Consider the following 17,426-nt stretch of genomic DNA (forward strand, 5'->3'; position numbering starts at 1 on the left):
ATCATCTCAGATCTCAAAATCGAGATTTTAAAAAGTAGTTTTTAAGTTATGGAATTCGCTCGATTGTAAGAATATATTCGATAAACACAATAGATAGACTATTACAAAACAGGCAGGGAAAGCATACAATCATAAAAACATGGAACTCACATTCATGAGTTCCACTCTTTTATTTAATATAGTTAATATATATTATTAAGAATTATTGTGCTCCTATAGTTGCATATAAAATATGGATGTGTAATGATGCGATTCAACTTAATGTTTCTAACTATTTTATTGATTTCGCTGATACAACCTGTATATGCAGGTACAACAGCAACATCGAATGATGCCTATAATAAATCGGTTAAAATGCTGGCTGTATGTGAGAATAATCAGGTTACTCCAAAATGGAACTATGCAGAGAATATATATGATAATAGAGGAATAACGTTCGGTGCTATTGGTTTTACTACCGGTACATGGGACGGGAATATTTTGATTAAGTATTATACCGAACTTAATCCCAATAATACACTTTCCAAGTATATTCCTGCATTAGATGCCATAGATGCCGGCCCACATCCATACAATGACGAAAGCTCAAGTAACAGCACGGTTGGCCTTGATAATTTTATAACAGACGTTAATAATATTGATGATCCTCTTTGGCAAACAGCACAACTCCATTTAATACAGGAGATGTACTGGAATCCTACTGTTGCTGCATGGAACCGCATTGGTGCTAGTAACCAGTTAACCCTGGCTTTTTTGTACAATACCAATATCAGGTTTGGACAGGACTATATGGAATTGTTTATATCCGGTGCAACCGCTCAGTGTGGCGGAACTCCTGGTGCCGGGGTGGACGAAAATACGTATCTACGGGCACTGATGGCTGAAATGGATGCCCAGATAGTGAAAGAGGGCTGGGGAGATACTGACCGCAACGACGGTTTTAAGACACTTCTTGAAGAAGGAAACGTGAATTTGACAACTCCTTTTGTATTTACAGAGTACGGGGACTCGTATGTAATTACTGGAGATTTGAATTTAAATGCAACTACACCTGAAACAGATCTTACTTATCCAGCTGATGCCTATAATAAATCAGTTCAAATGCTGGCTGTATGTGAGAATAATCAGGTTACTCCAAAATGGAACTATGCAGAAAATATATATGATAATAGAGGAATAACGTTCGGTGCTATTGGTTTTACTACCGGTACATGGGACGGGAATATTTTGATTAAGTATTATACCGAACTTAATCCCAATAATACACTTTCCAAGTATATTCCTGCATTAGATGCCATAGATGCCGGTCCACATCCATACAATGACGAAAGCTCAAGTAACAGCACGGTTGGCCTTGATAATTTTATAACAGACGTTAATAATATTGATGATCCTCTTTGGCAAACAGCACAACTCCATTTAATACAGGAGATGTACTGGAATCCTACTGTTGCTGCATGGAACCGCATTGGTGCTAGTAACCAGTTAACCCTGGCTTTTTTGTACAATACCAATATCAGGTTTGGACAGGACTATATGGAATTGTTTATATCCGGTGCAACCGCTCAGTGTGGCGGAACTCCTGGTGCCGGGGTGGACGAAAATACGTATCTACGGGCACTGATGGCTGAAATGGATGCCCAGATAGTGAAAGAGGGCTGGGGAGATACCGACCGCAGCGACGGTTTTAAGACACTTCTTGAAGAAGGAAACGTGAATTTGACAACTCCTTTTATATTTACAGAGTACGGAGATTCATATGTAATTACTGGAGATTTGAATTTAAATGCAACTGCACCTGAAACAACCTTTACTTATATAACACCTGTAATAAATGCCAAACCGGCAACACTTACTGAAAAGCTCAAATGTATTAACTTTTCATATATGGACTGGTTGTTTTGCAAAAATAACATTTCTACGGTTTGATACTATATCCTTACCTTCCTTTACTATTTTTTCTGATAATGGGACTGATCAACGCCCTTAATTATTAATTTCCATATTTTGTCTATTCTTTAAAGGATATTCTGCTTTACTTAAATTGTCAATTCTGGGGCATATCCAGAAATGGTTTCTAAAACAGTGAGAAAAGTGCAGTATAAAGTTAAAGAAAAAAAGAAAAAGAGAACAGAGGGCTTAGAAGCCGTAGTTCTCTGGAAGGAAGACTTTAACTTCGCTCTTGTACTTTGTAAGGCAGTCGTCCATGAACTTGTCCATGTCGTCTGTGAGGGAGTCCAGGGATGCCCTTGCGTCTGCGAGTGCTTTGGTTTCGAACCTGGAAAGCTCGAGCTTGCCTGCTGCACCTTCGCTGACGATGTCACAGCATGCGATTGCTGCGTTCTTTGCTCTGAGGTAGATGTTTTCTCCGTCTTTGACGATTGCCTGACCGACCTTGTATGCGTTGTCGTATGCAAGCACATATGCCTGTGGGTCTCTGTACCTGTCGGAGAGCATGAGAAGGTCTCTGAGAACTTTGTCGTTCTTGGTTTCAAGAGCTGTGTTCATAAGGGCGCAGTCATATGCAAGGGACTCGGACCAGCACTGAACTGTTGTACCACCAAATTCACCGTGGTATTCAACGGACTCGTTGGACCAGCAGTCACAGCACTGCATAATGAGGTTACCCATTACATCAGAGTGAGCGCAGGTGGAGGTCTTACCTTCCTGAGTCATTGGCATACCGGTGATGGCTTTAATAATAACGTTCTCGTATCCGCAGTCTTTACCCGGGCCAACTGCACCGCATTCGTATGCGACGAGGGACCTTGGGGCAGAGATTGCTCTTGCAAGGATTGCAAGGGTGTGTGCGAGGTTCTTGTCGAGCAGTCCACCGCCGATGAACATTGCGGTGTTTGCCTGGGCACAGTCTGTGTCACCAGCAGAAACAGTTCCGGTCTTCTTTGCGATTGCGGAGATGTCAGACCAGATGAGTTCCATGTCGATGGATCCGAGACAGCCGATTGCATAGAGCATACCAGCGATGTCGTTCCTGAGAACTGCGTAGTCGAATACTTCCTTACCACCCATTGATTCAACGGACAGGAGGTCTGCGCCAGCCTTTGCGCACTCTTCGAATGCTTCGAGGAAGACGGAGTACTTGTCGCCTCTGAGCTGGAGGAAGTCCCTGTTCTCACGGATGTCACCGATTGTGTGGCGGAGTGCGCATTTTATGCCGTATTCATCGTGGTATTCTTCCATGATGGTCTTCTGGGCGTGTGCGACTTCTGCTCCCCAGGAGGGGTTGTTGGACATCTGCTGAACGTGTTCGGTTTCGAGGATAACTGCTGGGAAACCAACCTGGACCATTCTTGCCATAATGTCAGTGGTGATCCTCTCGTATTCCTTTACGAGTTTTTCCTTGGATGCACCGGCTTCAGGTCTGGGGGCGTAGTTAACTTCAGGAATTGTGTAGCCTGCACCGATCTCGAGGCCAAGGCCTGCCTTTACAGGGTGCTTGGATACGCCGAAGGTCATTTCGTCTGCATTTGCGTATGCCATCTTAGTGAATCTTTTTGCTGCCATTTCACTCACCTCAGTGCTTGTGGAATTTCTCTCTTAATGCTGCGATATCTTTGGTGCCTGCAACGATTGCGTCAGCAATCTTGGGGGCGTCAGCGGCTTCTTCACCGTATACACCGAGTGCATACTGGGATACGAAGTCCTGGTTAACTGCTCCGCCACCGCATGCGAATGGAATCTTGTATCCTTTCTCGAGGAGTTTGTCGTTAACTTCCTTGAATGCATACATGGTTGTGGTCATGAGTGCAGTACCTGTGACCAGGATCGGGTTGTTTTCAGCAACTGCGGTGAGAACTTCGTCGACAGGAACGTCTCTTCCAAGGTCAACAACATTGTAGCCGTTTGCCCTGAGGAGAGCGGTAACGATATTCTTGCCGATGTCGTGAACGTCACCTTCTGCGACGTGGCAGACAACGGTTCCCTTGGTAACAGGGGCAGCTTCAGAGTTTTCCTTACAGAATTCGATACCGTTGAGCATGGCGTCAGCAGACATCATAACGTTAGGGAGGAAAATGATACCTTCATCGTAGAGTCTTGTGACAACACCCATACCGACCATGAGAGCATCGTCGATGAGGGCGATTGGGTCCTTGCCTGCTTTAATTGCTGCTTCGAGACCCTCGATTACGTCGTCTTCTTCTCCTTCGAAGATAGCTTTTGCAATCGGGTAAATAAGTTCGTCCTTAGGATAGAGCTCTTCTGCGGCATCTTCTGGCGTCATTGCCTTTTCCAGAGCCACATTGTATCTGGTTAATACCTTTTTTAGACTTGCCTCTGTAAAGTCCAACATATTTCTAAACCTCCATTTAGATTTATCAAAAAGGTCCTTGCCTACCGGATCTGCAGTTTCCGGTTTATAGGGCATCGGAGGTTCCGGTTTTGCCTCTGTAAAGCTTTTACTTTCTTTAATAGTATCCTGAGAAATATCTGGATTTTATTATCTTGAAGGGCTAAATTCCAGACTTCTGCAGTACTACTGATGAAAGAATTTCTTTCTCCTGTCTCCGGAACTTTCCTTTTTTATGTATTTCATGCCAGTTATACCGGCATGCGTTTACATCATAAAAGGGGAGATCATCGCATATACCATAACCGACGGAAATTTTTCCCTGATTTTTACAGTAAAACAGGGGGTCTGAAATTTTGAGGTTAATACGGGGCTTCCTGCCTCCATATTTTTTGGAGGTTTATTTTCTGAAAAATGAGCTCTTAATTTTTGAGGCGAATTCTGGACAACACTCTAAATGTTTTTTCATCTATCAGCGTTCTGGAACAATCTCTTTTTTTTTGAACAATGAGATTATTTAGATAAAGCCCGTCAAAAATTTCAATGATCTGGTTTACTCTATTATTTCAACATATGAAAATAATATTAAATCCAATAACGTCATCTTTTTTTAGAATCCCTGCAATTGATGCTGTTTTTACTTTAATTTTTTCTATCTTATTAACATAAGTAGTTACTTTATTTATCTCAACTTCCATTTTAAATTATTCATCCAAACTCTTTTATATATCTCTGCTTATCGGTTATCTCCAAATATGGCACAAAATCTTCCTCTTATTTAAGACGTAGAAAACCTGAAAGGGTATAAATTTTCATTCGTTGCGGCATGATATTTCAGTGCCGAAAGATATCCTATATTTATAAAACAGAGATAGAAGTGGTTTGAATGCAACCTGAGTTAATAGATGTAGTATTTCGTTCCCAGAAAAGAAAGGATCTCCTCTTACTATTGGGAGAAGAGCCCCGAACAATGGAAGAAATTAAAGTTCTCCTCGATGTTTCTCCCACAGCTATCTTACCCCAGATAAAACGGTTTACAGACAGCAACCTGGTTATTCAAAAAAATGGCAGCTATGAATTGACAGACATGGGAGAACAGGTGTATAAAAAAGTCAGATCCCTTGTCGATGTCCTTATCCTTGTTGAAAAAAGCAACTACTGGATAGAACATGATCTGGACGGAATCCCTCAGTACCTTCTTAACAGAATAGGGGATATTAGGGACTGTAACCTCATTAAGACCGATCCAAGCCAGATTTTCGAACCGAATACCGAACTTTTAAACTTCTTCTCTTCTTCTCAATATCTCATGGTGTTTTCTTCTTTTTACAGGCCTGAATTCCTTCCTCTTTATTCAAAGCTTGCAAGACTTGAATCAGAAGTATCTCTTATTTTTACGGAGTCTGTACTTGAGAAATTCCTGCATAATTATGAAAGGAAAATGAGGAAATTTGCCGCAATGGAGAATACCGAACTTTTTGTCTGTAAGGATGGTGTGAAAATTGCCGAGCTTATCGTCTCTGACCTTGGGATGATGATCTCGCTCTTTGACAGCCAGGGAAGGTTCTATCACGAATATATGTACTGCTCTGAACCTCAGGCTGTTTCCTGGGCAAAAGAGCTTTTTGATTTATACAAATCAAGGGCTTTAAAAGTGGAGGGTGAGAAAAGTATCGACAGATTCATATGCACATCTGAAAACGGATCTTTTTTTGAGTCTGAGATATTAAATCTTCACACTGATGTATCAAAGATACTGATGCATTTACAACATTGATCTGCCTGAAATATTAATCTACCTGAAATATTGACCTGTGTTGAATACTGATTTATCTGAAATACTGATTTATCTGAAATGCTGATTTGTATGGAATACTGATCTGCCTGAAGTGCTGGTGTATCAACAGGTTTAATACAGGCTTGGAAGTTTTAAGCCAAAACAACCGAAGCAATTAGATTACCGGAGTAACTGCAATCATTCCAGTAGTAGAAACATTCAGAACAACCGGGTATTCTCCTGAATAACCATAAGTTCCCCAGAATAACAGTGAGTTCTCCAGAATTGCATTGATAACTCCTCTTTAATCTAATCAGCCTGAGATAACACAAATCAATACCCGGTTTAATCTAAAACCCCTTTCCGGAGGGAGGCTGAATTTAATGAGTATGGAACTGCAGCTAATAGATACTATTTTCTTTTCGGACAAAAGGAAAAATTTACTTCTGCTCCTTAAAAACGGGCCAAAAACGATTGAAGAAATCAAGACTGAGCTTGAAGTCAGTTCCAGCCCTATTATGGCTCAGATCCGCATCCTGCTAAAAGATGGGCTGCTGGTTCAGAAGGGTGACAGTTATGACCTCTCAGTAAAAGGTAAGCTTATAGTTCCCAAAATGGAACCACTCCTTTCTACCTTCAAGGTCTTTGATGACAATCACGATTACTGGACAAGGCAGAATTTGCGCACTCTTCCTTCTCACCTGCTGGACCGAATCGGAGAACTGGGCACCTGCAAAGAGCTTGTACCCGAAAGGACCCATATTTTTGATTATCCTCCGGAAATTATGGACCCACTTTACAGGTCTAAAAAAGTAATGGAAATCTCTTCATTTTTCCGTCCCGGATACCCTGGCCTTTATCTGGACCTTGCAAAAAAGGGAATTGAAGTATCTCTGGTTCTTGAAAGACCAATATACAGGAAACTGGTCCGTGATTACAGGAAAGGAGTAGAAGAGTTCCTGAACATGGAAAATACCTGCCTCTTTGTTTGCGACGACAAAATTGAGCTTGCCTCCAGCATTGTTACTGACCGTTTTATTTCTTTGTCCATGATCTCGAAAGACGGAAGATATTACAACCATGAGATGGTAAGCTTCGAAGAAAGTGCCCTCGAATGGGGCAAGGAACTTTTCTGCTATTACCGGGATATGTCCGAGCAGGTCACACAGATTTAAACGATTATAGAAATAAGTAATTACAGGAATTCAATCCTGATTCATTTTTTTCGATCCTAAAAATTAAAGTATCTCTAAAACACAGCTTTCTTACCATGATAAAACGAGGGTTTCCTCCCGTTCTTGATGAAAATACTGAAATCCTTATCCTTGGCTCCCTTCCCGGAGATGAGTCTTTAAGGAGGCGGCAGTATTACGGGCATCCCGGCAATGATTTCTGGAGGCTGGTAGGCAATGCAATAGGAGAGAATCTTCAGGATATGGACTATGAAACAAGGCTTGAAACTCTAAAAAGCCATAGAATAGGGCTATGGGACGTTTTTAAGGCTGGAAAAAGAGAAGGAAGCCAGGATTCGAATATCAGGGAAGAAGAAGTAAATCAGTTCTCAATATTGAAGAAGATGGCACCAGGGTTGAAGATGGTATGTTTTAATGGCAGAACATCAGGAAAATACGAACCTGTCCTTAGAGCAATGGGCTATGATACAAAAGTCCTGCCCTCTTCAAGCGGAATAAACCGCCGAAATGTAAAAAAGAGGGAATCTGAATGGGAAGCTGCTCTGAAGCGGTAAAAGCTGCCTTTTTAGCTGTTCCATTCTTTTTCCTTTAATTTAATTACTGCGCTTTTATAAGCAGGCTAATATCAATGAATCAAGTTAAAAGGATTATTCTTCTTTCTTTATGGCTCCTATGGGGCAGGCTTCCTCACAGGCTCCGCAGTCCACGCATTCATCCTCATCTACGACCGCACAGCCTTCCTCCTCATCAATAATGATTGCTTCTACAGGACATTCATCTACGCAGGTCCCGCATCCGGTGCATTCTTCTTTATCGACTTTTACTACCATTATTTCCACTCCTTGTTCAAATAGCATTCTTTATCGTATTCGGACTGTTTTTGAATCAAAATCAGAGCTCAGGATCAAGGTTAACTCACCAAACTCAATTTTTATTGAGCGTTTTTTATATATAAAAATTTGCTTTTATTTCCACTTCATTTTCTGATGATCTATTCTTTATTCATTATCTGAAGGCATTATAATCCGTATTTAAGTTTCAAAGTCGAGATCTATTATATCCAATATTTTGTCAGACTATATGTAAGATATACTTTGTATTCGGAGCTGCAGCCATGATACTATCATAAGACGCTGTTGGCGGGGTGCTTGAGGAATAGCCTGTATATATTCCTGCTGATGTATAGTGGCTCGCAAGCTTTTCATATTCTTTCATGAGTACCGTCTGAGTAGCTCTCTCTCCATCATACAGGATAACAACATCTTCTGCATCACCAGGGAAGTAGGTGTAATCTTTAAAATAAGTCAGAAACAGTTTAAATTTCGGATTATATTTTTGGGTCCTGTTTAACCAGAGGTTACGCTCTTCATCGCTGACATGGCACGGGTTTCCGGTTAATTTCCATTCCATATCAACATTTATGCCTATTATGCTTTCATGGTGACCATACCTTGTAAGTATAATGTCAATCAAATCTGCTACATCAGCATTGTTAGGCTGAATTGAAAGGATCACCTTCAGGCCATCTTCATCGAATTTTTTAAGGTATGGCTCTACCTGATCAGTCTGACTATAGCTGTAAATATTTTTATTTTTTTCAAAAGGAAATGGCAGATATGTAAGCTCATTTTCATGAGACTGGGCAACGACCAGATCAATCACTGAATTTTTTCCCCCAAACCTCTTAGCAGTCGCAGACCACTCCTCAGCAGGCTTTGTAAAGTTACAATTATTCCATACCCCTTCCGAATGTTTTGATTGCGGAGGACCTTCGTTAACCGGGTATAAATAAAATAGAATTATAAATAAAATTAAGGGTATTGACCCTGCAAAAAAATATTTTTTGTAATCCTTTTTCATTATCTCACCGTAAAGGTCTTTGCACCGAATTTAACTTTTACTCCTTTACCTGTCAGGTAGCACAGGAAAAGACTGCTGAGTACCATTACTTTTATTGTTGCATAGATCAATACATAAGGTATCAGCATTAGTAATAATCTTTTGTCTGTGGTAAATAATGGGCCAATGTATAAAATGTACAGCATTATGGAGAATGCCAGGCACAAGACTCCACTCATCAGTATCAATGGAATATTGTCATACTGAAGGATTAAGTATGGTACTGACATTATCAGGATGATTGAACAAATCCCTGTTATATACCCTGAATAATTGAATATCATCCAGGGATTCTTCACTGCCCATTTTTTGTGAAGCTTCCATAGCTGGAGATTTCCATACCACCATCTCTTCCTCTGTTTATACCACCCTTTAAGAGTCTCAGGTGCGTTAGTGTAGACTATTGCTTTTGGTTCTTGAATAATTTTAATGGAGTTTTGAAGAGCCTTTATTGTAAAGTCTGCATCTTCGACTATGGTTTCGCTACTAAATCTAACTATGTCACATACTTTGCGCCTGACCGCAGTAAGAGGGCCAGGGCATACGAGAATACTTTCGGATAAACTCTGAAGATGGCGGGTAATCTCCTGTTCTGTGCGGTATTCAATCATCTGGAAGTACTTCATGAATCCCTTTTTTCCGCGATTGTCATGGATATAGACATTTCCTGCCACCATCTGAGCATCTTTGTTCTCATTGAGACATTTAACCAGAGAACTCACAGCATCCGGTGCCATATACGAATCTGAATCCGTAAAGATCAGAATGTCTCCTTTTGCAATCTCAATAGCTTCATTAAGAGCGTTTGCTTTTCCTCCGTTGACTTTAAGATCGAGAAGTTTTACAGGATACTTTGAAATAATCTCTGCAGTTCGGTCGCTGGAGCCGTCATTAACAGCGATCACCTCCATTTCTCCCTTATAATCCTGGTCAAGGATAGATTGAAGGCATTTCCCTATCGATTTCTCTTCGTTATAAGCCGGAGCAATAACGGAGACTAACATTGGGCCTTTTGTGTTCGGATCTTTCGGATCTCGGTCATCCTCAAGTAAATACCTGTTTTGTTTCCTTTTTTTGTGCCACTCCGATAACAGTTTCCATGTTACAAAGAATGAAAGTGGCAACAATGAGGTTATGATAAAGAACCCGAAGTATACCCCCATAATCCTGTTTATATTTATGTTCCCTATAGTAGGGTTGTCTCCTTTGCCTGCTCCCGCAGGAATTACTGAAAATGCAACCTGTCCGACTGATTCGTATTGGGTCAACTGGGCCATGTCAGAGATTATTTCCGGTCTGGTATTCACCTCGACATCGTCTACTCTGATGGTGATATTCCTCTCATTTGTCGATGATAAGTAATCAGTGATAAACTGCTTCGTATAAGGATTCCAGTCCTGTGCATGGAGCAGAATTGTTGTCGGATTTTCCTTCCTTATCTGCTCAGAAGCCTCCTGGTATCGGGTATCTTCTAAACTTTCCATTGAACGCCAGTTCCATGTATATTCGTTCCTGTAAATTCTATCAGTTTCGAGCACAGGCAACTCTGTTGGGATCCCATTACTCTCTATTTCCTGTTTTAGCGATGCATCTATGGTTCCATGAATGGGTTCTTCTGGAAGGATGAATGCCACAGGAACGATCCCGGCTTTTTCAAAGACCTCTTTTCCTTTTTCTATATTTTCTTTTATCTGCAATGGCGTTAGAGTTGCGTAATTTTCATGCGCCCATCCATGCATTGCAAGAAGAACTCCTCTGTCCTGTGCATTCTTCAGTGCATCAAGAAGCTCCGGTTCTTCCAGGATAGTAACACTGCCGGGAGTACCATTGTTTAAGTGATTGATTCCTTCGTAAAGAAATAATCCTATTGAAAGAGTGATTAATACAGCCAGAAGTAATGAGGCAACAGGTATCAATTTATTTATATGATTGCCGGGAGAGTCAGAAAATTTTTTCTCGCTCTTCCCTTTTCTCCCAAATGTAATCTCCTGTCGATTTATTACTTCTGTTTTTTGAAATTTTACAAAATCTCCGATACGTTCTTTAACCATCTCGAACCCCACCAAGCATCTTGCTGAGCTGACTGCTCAATTGGCAGCAGATTTTAAAGAGGAAATTTAGCGCAGTCCTATGATAGCAGGCATCTGTTTTATCCTGAAAATCTCAATTTTTAATCACTGATCTGACGATCTCTTCGTTGTAGTTCACAGCTGGCAAATGATCATAATCGCAGCTATGCGAGATATATTCAGATAAAACAGCACATTTATTTGGAGGCAGAATTCGCTTTGGTAAAAGTGGATTTGTCCCTTTTAAAGATCCAGACCATTTTTACAGTATTCACTATGTACTGATCTGTCTCGATAAAAGCCCCTTCTCACTCAGGGAAAAATTGCAGAGCATTATCTATATATTTTTCCCGGTAAAAAGGGTAATATATTCGCTAATCCACAGTTACAGAATGCTGCAACTCCGCTAAATGTGATCAGGCAGGTTGCCAGTACCCAGGTTTAACTAAAATCCTCAAATTCCCCACTCCAATTTCTCTTTATATGCTGATATCTCTCTATATGACCAGATAGGAAAGTATCTCACCCAATACTTTCTCCTCTTCCCCAAGATTTCTATCTAGTCTCAAGATTGTCTAAATTTAGTGATAATTATTACGAATCTTAATTATTTAATAGTTTTCTGTGTAAACTTAATAAGCCAGTTTTTGCCTGCATATGTTCAATAACTTATATAGTTGCCACGAGTGAATTATTTCTTCTACTTTTTGAAATGGCATTACGTGGCGTTTTTCTTGAGGAAAAAATAGAAATGATTGGGAAATAACTATAAGAGCTTCTGGCTTCTATCTCAAATGCTGATAAAAATTAATTCTGAAATACGTAAATTAAGTAAAAAAATGAATATAGAATAATTCAAATTAAGTATAAAACCGGTTGAAAAATAAAATGTTTCCGGCTATTTAAATACCTATTTTCTTCCCATTTTTAATGGAAATAAGATCCCAGCTGGTTTGGATCTTAGATTTGCACTGGTGCTGCTCGCGTGTGCATCCTGGCGTAGTGAGAAGAAGCTGATGCTTCTCTTCTTCCTCTTCTTCCTCTTCTTCTTCTTCTTATTATTATTTATGCCTCTATGATCCTGTCTTCTCCAAGGGTATCCAGAATTTCAAGCAATCTTATTTTGCGTTTATTTGCTTCCTTTATTCCAGAGAGATAGGCTTCCCATTCTTCTTTTTTTCCACTGGTTTCAAGTGTCTTTTTTACTTTCCGGAGGTATGCGGATGCCTCTTCATATGAGCCGACTTTTGTTTCGGAGATTAGCCCTTCTGCAAGTCTTTTCCATATATCAAGAGCAATTTCTGGATATTTCTCCTTTACCGAATTTGCAATTTCACTTTCGGAAATCGAATGCCAGTATTCCTCTTCCTCACCTTTTTTAAGTTCCTCATACCAGTGGACAACTTCCTGCGGGTCTCCTTCATGAATTGCTATCTTTATTAACAGGTCAAGGACAGGAGGTTTGACCTTCTTTAATAACTCGACTCCCAGAAGTCCGGTTCCCGGAAGAACTCCGGGAAGAATCGAGATTTCCTCTTTATTTTCTCCCTTTCCGGCTCTGGGCTTTCTTGTTTTCCCCGGGCCGGCTGGCAGTTCCCCATTTTTCAGGTAATTGTGAATAGCTGCTCTGACTTCTTCCCATTTTCCTGCCTTTTTTGCTGCTTCCTGAACGCTGAGATAGCCAGCCATATCCGGAGATCTGAAAAACTCTTCTGTTTCTAGAGCAGTTGCAAAAGGCCAGTTTCCTTCTTCTTCTCTGATTTCAAGAAGGATCTTCCAGAGCTGATTAGCAATCTCAGGTTCGTATTCCCTTGTATCCCTGACTCCCCTGTAAATCCATTCTTCTGCTTTCTCTTTCTGCCCTGAATCAAGCAGTACCCTGACAAGCCGGGCATAATTACCTGTTTTTTCGGCTTCTTTTTCACATACAGGTATTATCTCCTCAGAAAGCCCGGCTTTTCCAAGAGCATCAATCAGCCTATCAACAGCATAGTCCCTCTGCCAGAGAGAACCGTATAGAGGATTTTCTTTCCTTTCAGTTTCTCCCAGTTTGGTTTTTACAGACTCTGTAAAAAGCTTCCATTCTTCAGGAGGGAAATCTTTTTTCCAGAAAGAGTGTTCGTTAAGAATATTGTAATTGTCCATTAGCTCGATTTCAAGCATATAAAGCATTTTCTCGTGGACAGGGAGAGAGGACCGGGCCAGGGCTTCGAATACCACGTCCATACAGAAAGATATTTTTGTTCTGATCTCCCCTTCTTCATCGTAATCCGCAATCTTCTCGTATCTGCCCATCAGCTCTTTTCCGATCTCAAGCAGCTCATCAGGATGTCCTGCATCAAGCAAGCTTTCCAGCCCGACCTGCAGGTCTAAAAAATCAGGGGCATCGCTTTCATAACCCTTCTGCTCAGTTCCGGCCTCTTCCAGGAGCTCATCAATCTCTGAGTATACTTCCCCAACAATTTCTTCAACGCTTTCTGCTGCAAGGGTTTGTCTCTCACTGAGGTACCTCCCAAGCATAGTGTTCTTTTCTGCAAATACTACCAGTATGTCTATTAGCTCTGTTTTAGTCAGAGACTGCAGGTACTCGCGGAGAGCTCTGGATGAAGATTCTTCAGCCCCCAGGGCAGAGTTTTCAGTTTCGGCATATTCCTGTCTGGCTTTTACGATGAACGGGTCTTCTTCTGAAGCAAGAACTTCTTCTCCCTGCTCTGCGAGTTCGAGATATTCAAGTATGGATGCAACCCCATGTTTGCAGTCGTGTCCCACAGGGCAGGTGCAGAGCGAACTTAATTTTCCTTCTTTGAGGAAGATTTCCGTAAAATAATCATTTGTTCCTTCAACCCGGGCTATAAGGCTGCCTTCAGGAGTCCGTTTTATCTCTTTGACTCTCTCTTCTTCCTGGTACTTTATTCCCTTTGCAGTTGCCTTTCCTCCAGCCCAGTCCTGCAAATCACTCCATTTTAATTCCTTAAAAGGATCGGAATTTTTGCTTTCTGATGGCATACAGTATTATTTCGACATTTTCCTATAAAAATAGGAATTACGAATTGTTTCTTATGTATGAATATGATTTTTTGTCCTGTTCCCTGATGTTCTTTTCAAGAAGCCCGTATACTGCAGGGCTGTAGATAACCTCCCCTCTGGCATTGTAACGGGATCCGTGGCAGTGACAGTCCCAGGTTTTTTCAGCATCATTCCAGGAAACACCACATCCCATATGTCTGCAGGCAGGGTTGAAGGTATAAAGCACTCCATCGTGGTCCCTGTATACTGCCACCTTTTCTTCTTCTCCTTTTTCAATAATAGCTCCCTGTCCCGGTTTAACTTCGGATATGTCTTCCATGGAAAATTGGGGCCCCTGGCCAGACCTTGAAGGGTTGTATACCTCAGTCCACGGGTTGTCTCTTCCAAGGATCATATCAGTAAGAATTATTGCAGCAGCAGTACCACCGGTCATCCCCCACTTATTAAACCCGGTTGCCAGGTACAGGTGCTCATTGTCCGGAATCAGCCTGCCTATTAACGGAACTCTGTCTTCAGACATTACATCCTCAGTTAACCAGCGGTAATCTATTGAACGTAAGCTGTAAATCGACTTTACCCAGTCCTCAAGATTTCTGTAGTGTTCATGTGCAGGATTGCCATGTCCTGTGTGATGCCCATCTCCAGCTACCAGTACCATCTCACCTTTTTCCGTGGGCTGTGAGCGCAAAGACCTTGCAGGCTCCTCTGCATTAATAAACATCCCCTCGGGAAACGGTTCTTCTATGTATGCCCCAAGAACATACGACATGGATTGTTTCAGCTTTTTGAATAACTCTCCAGGCTTATCCCAGATAGGGAAATGTGTTGCTTGAATCACATTATCTGCTTTTATATTTCCCCTGTCCGTTTTTACAATGACAGGCCCTCCCCCTTCGACTCCGAGAGCCCTGGTTTTTTCAAAAATATAACATCCGTTGCCTTCTATTTCTTTTGCAAGGGCACAGAGGTATTTTCCGGGATGGAACTGCGCCTGGCGGTTAAACCGGACTGCGCCGTATGCTTTAAACGGAAGCGGCAGTTCTCCTTCGAATGAGGCAGGAAGACCCAGACTCCGGGCTGCACGAACCTCGTCCAGAATTTTCTGTGCGGAAACCTCGGAACCTGCGTAGACGTAAGCAGGTTTGCGGGAGAAATCACATTTAATGTCCCATGAGCGAACTATATACTCAATCCTGTCGATTGCTTCCTGATTGGACTCAGCATACTGTTTTGCCTTCCCTCTCCCAAACTCCGATATAAGGTGGTCATAAATCAGGTGGTGCTGAGATGTGATTTTCGCAGTCGTATTCCCTGTTGTACCTTTGAGAATCCTGTCTGCCTCAATAACTGCAACGGAGATTCCAGCTTCCTTTAAAAGAAAAGCTGAGGTAACTCCGACTATTCCTCCCCCAATTATTGCTACATCAACCCTGATATCTTCCGGAAGGGCAGGATAATTAGACTCACGGATGGTTGATATCCAGTAAGATTTTGCCTTTCCGGGAAAAATATACCCGGTTTTACTTTGGTCTGGCATCACTCTATTCCCCTTTCTTAGTTTATCCCCGGTTGAGATTTCTTTCGCGGACTATTCCGGCTGGCTATCTCTGGCCAGAGTTTTCCGTTAACCTGCAGTCTCATTTCTTACTTTCTTCTCCGAAAGACCATAAACAGCCGGACTGTGAATTACTTCTCCTGCTGCATCATAACAGGATCCGTGGCAGGGGCAGTCCCATGTCTTTTATTCTTTGCTCCAGAAAATGATACTTTAGCAGATTGCGATAGAAATTTTACCAATTCTGGCATCGACAAAGAGTAAATAAAATTCTTTGCGGTATGAGCCCTTAACGCAGACTCCAGACAAGTGTGAATAGTACTGGAAATGGTACTGGAAAAAAATTCAGTTTTATACTTAAGGAAAAAGGGCTATCTGAATTATATTTGCACCTTCCATGATCAGCCCTTTGTTATCTGCCGGAGATCGCTGTCATCCGCCAACTCCAAGCATCATTATCAGGACCACCGCTTCTCCAGCCAGTATGCCGTAGAACGGGTTAGACAGAGCTGTAACCGCCAGAGCTGCTGCCCCTGGTAGAGGATTTTCAGCTACCAATGGCAGTTCGTCGGGCAGGATCACGAAGATGCCCAGAACTATCAGGAACCCGGCTATCGCCTGAAGCGGGACGTAGTCACCTGCTCGTTTCACCAGGCCCAGTAGAGTTATACCCGCCATAAGTGCCATGAAAAGTGCAGTTGAGAATACCGGGTCAGGCGTATCGGCCATGGGAGCTGGGGTCGTCTCAATCGGTCCTCCCCCCATGAGGGCGCTGGCGAGGCTGCCCAATCCCGCCATCAAGGTCACTCCATCGAGATGTGGCTCGATACCTGCCAGGTTGGAGTTGACAGTATCATACGAGACAACAGCCCCGGTTCTCAAGGCAAAAACGGAGAAGGCGCCGATAATCACAGGGCGCGAGATCCATTCTTTGGGGTTTAGTTTTATCAACCCGAACCTGTCGCCTCCATTCTCGCCATTTTCTTCCTCCTGGCCGTCTTCCTCCCCATTTCCTTCGTTTTCTTTCCTGAATCGCTCAGGCATATATCTCTCGGCCAGGGTCCCCAGAACCACGCTTGCCACTATCACCCAGACAAGGTTTTCGGTGAGCAGGTAGGCCACGACCCCTCCTAGTGTTGAGAGCCCGGCCGTATGGACTTTCTCCTTGACATAACCCGCTCCGACTTCCGTCAGTATTATCCCGACACCGGCTATAATGCCGCCTATGACTGCTTCATTCAATATCTCAACAAAGGCTGAGTAGAGACCAAAGAATCCTAGAATAATACTCGGAATTGCCGAGAGGACAACTATATGCATTATCTGGGGCCTTGTCCGGGCAGTGCGTGTGGCAACAGTGATGCTTTCCACTGTAAAGGTAATTGGCGTTACAGCTCCATAGAACCATGTGAGAGCGGCACCTATAGCGTAACCGAAGCCTGCTGCCCTGGCACTGAATTTATGCCTGATAGCATACATGCCCTCGGCTACACCGTCGGCACACATGCCAATCGCTGCTATTATAGCTTCAATCATCCCGGTCCCTCCAGACCTGTTCCGAGAAGAAGCATGCTATGCTCCGGGATCGTCTTAATAA

General features: G+C 42.3%; 13 protein-coding genes and 1 pseudogene. 4 read left to right on the top strand and 10 right to left on the bottom strand.

Annotated features, from left to right (window positions below; all coding sequences use genetic code 11):
* Positions 1-279: 279 nt before the first annotated feature.
* Positions 280-1,929: a chitosanase gene (locus RSJ42_RS17795; protein WP_410508557.1), complete on the top strand. Its 1,650-nt coding sequence runs from the start codon at positions 280-282 to the stop codon at positions 1,927-1,929.
* Between the two features lie 210 nt (positions 1,930-2,139).
* Here the strand turns inward: RSJ42_RS17795 and mtaB are convergent, their stop codons facing one another.
* The 3 genes from mtaB to RSJ42_RS17810 form a co-directional block, all read right to left on the bottom strand.
* A complete protein-coding gene (gene mtaB / locus RSJ42_RS17800) occupies positions 2,140-3,525 on the bottom strand; it encodes a methanol--corrinoid protein co-methyltransferase MtaB (RefSeq protein ID WP_410508558.1) in 1,386 nt (461 codons plus the stop codon).
* 10 nt (positions 3,526-3,535) lie between these two features.
* Positions 3,536-4,312, bottom strand: coding sequence for a methanol--corrinoid protein MtaC (gene mtaC / locus RSJ42_RS17805; protein ID WP_410508559.1), 777 nt, complete (start codon positions 4,310-4,312; stop codon positions 3,536-3,538).
* A gap of 563 nt (positions 4,313-4,875) precedes the next feature.
* Positions 4,876-5,007 (bottom strand): hypothetical protein, encoded by a 132-nt coding sequence (locus RSJ42_RS17810; RefSeq protein ID WP_410508560.1) that lies wholly within the window; start codon positions 5,005-5,007, stop codon positions 4,876-4,878.
* A 188-nt stretch (positions 5,008-5,195) separates the two neighbouring features.
* Here RSJ42_RS17810 and RSJ42_RS17815 point away from each other — a divergent pair, with 188 nt between their 5' ends.
* The 3 genes from RSJ42_RS17815 to RSJ42_RS17825 all read left to right on the top strand — a co-directional run bounded on the left by RSJ42_RS17815 (position 5,196) and on the right by RSJ42_RS17825 (position 7,833).
* Positions 5,196-6,086 carry a helix-turn-helix transcriptional regulator gene (locus tag RSJ42_RS17815; RefSeq protein WP_410508561.1) on the top strand — a complete coding sequence of 297 codons (891 nt, stop codon included), beginning with the start codon at positions 5,196-5,198 and terminating at the stop codon, positions 6,084-6,086.
* Between the two features lie 383 nt (positions 6,087-6,469).
* A complete protein-coding gene (locus RSJ42_RS17820; RefSeq protein WP_410508562.1) occupies positions 6,470-7,261 on the top strand; it encodes a helix-turn-helix transcriptional regulator in 792 nt (263 codons plus the stop codon).
* Between the two features lie 95 nt (positions 7,262-7,356).
* Positions 7,357-7,833, top strand: a complete 477-nt coding sequence (locus RSJ42_RS17825; protein ID WP_410508563.1) for a DNA-deoxyinosine glycosylase — start codon at positions 7,357-7,359, stop codon at positions 7,831-7,833.
* A gap of 93 nt (positions 7,834-7,926) precedes the next feature.
* Here the strand turns inward: RSJ42_RS17825 and RSJ42_RS17830 are convergent, their stop codons facing one another.
* The 7 genes and pseudogenes from RSJ42_RS17830 to RSJ42_RS17860 form a co-directional block, all read right to left on the bottom strand.
* On the bottom strand, positions 7,927-8,109 hold the full coding sequence (locus tag RSJ42_RS17830; RefSeq protein WP_410508564.1) for an indolepyruvate ferredoxin oxidoreductase subunit alpha: 183 nt from the start codon (positions 8,107-8,109) through the stop codon (positions 7,927-7,929).
* Between the two features lie 241 nt (positions 8,110-8,350).
* Positions 8,351-9,139: a hypothetical protein gene (locus tag RSJ42_RS17835; protein WP_410508565.1), complete on the bottom strand. Its 789-nt coding sequence runs from the start codon at positions 9,137-9,139 to the stop codon at positions 8,351-8,353.
* Positions 9,139-11,229 (bottom strand): glycosyltransferase, encoded by a 2,091-nt coding sequence (locus RSJ42_RS17840; RefSeq protein WP_410508566.1) that lies wholly within the window; start codon positions 11,227-11,229, stop codon positions 9,139-9,141. The genes RSJ42_RS17835 and RSJ42_RS17840 overlap by 1 nt, the downstream gene beginning before the upstream one ends.
* A gap of 1,083 nt (positions 11,230-12,312) precedes the next feature.
* Complete coding sequence (locus RSJ42_RS17845) at positions 12,313-14,253, bottom strand: SWIM zinc finger domain-containing protein (RefSeq protein ID WP_410508567.1); 1,941 nt, start codon at positions 14,251-14,253, stop codon at positions 12,313-12,315.
* Positions 14,254-14,290: 37 nt separating this feature from the next.
* Complete coding sequence (locus RSJ42_RS17850; RefSeq protein ID WP_410508568.1) at positions 14,291-15,811, bottom strand: FAD-dependent oxidoreductase; 1,521 nt, start codon at positions 15,809-15,811, stop codon at positions 14,291-14,293.
* Between the two features lie 87 nt (positions 15,812-15,898).
* Positions 15,899-15,979 (bottom strand): annotated as a pseudogene (locus RSJ42_RS17855) (hypothetical protein); the annotation flags it as partial.
* Positions 15,980-16,261: 282 nt separating this feature from the next.
* Positions 16,262-17,365, bottom strand: a complete 1,104-nt coding sequence (locus RSJ42_RS17860; RefSeq protein WP_410508569.1) for a hypothetical protein — start codon at positions 17,363-17,365, stop codon at positions 16,262-16,264.
* Positions 17,366-17,426 lie beyond the last annotated feature (61 nt).

This window comes from Methanosarcina hadiensis, from assembly GCF_046529725.1.
GTDB lineage: Archaea > Halobacteriota > Methanosarcinia > Methanosarcinales > Methanosarcinaceae > Methanosarcina > Methanosarcina hadiensis.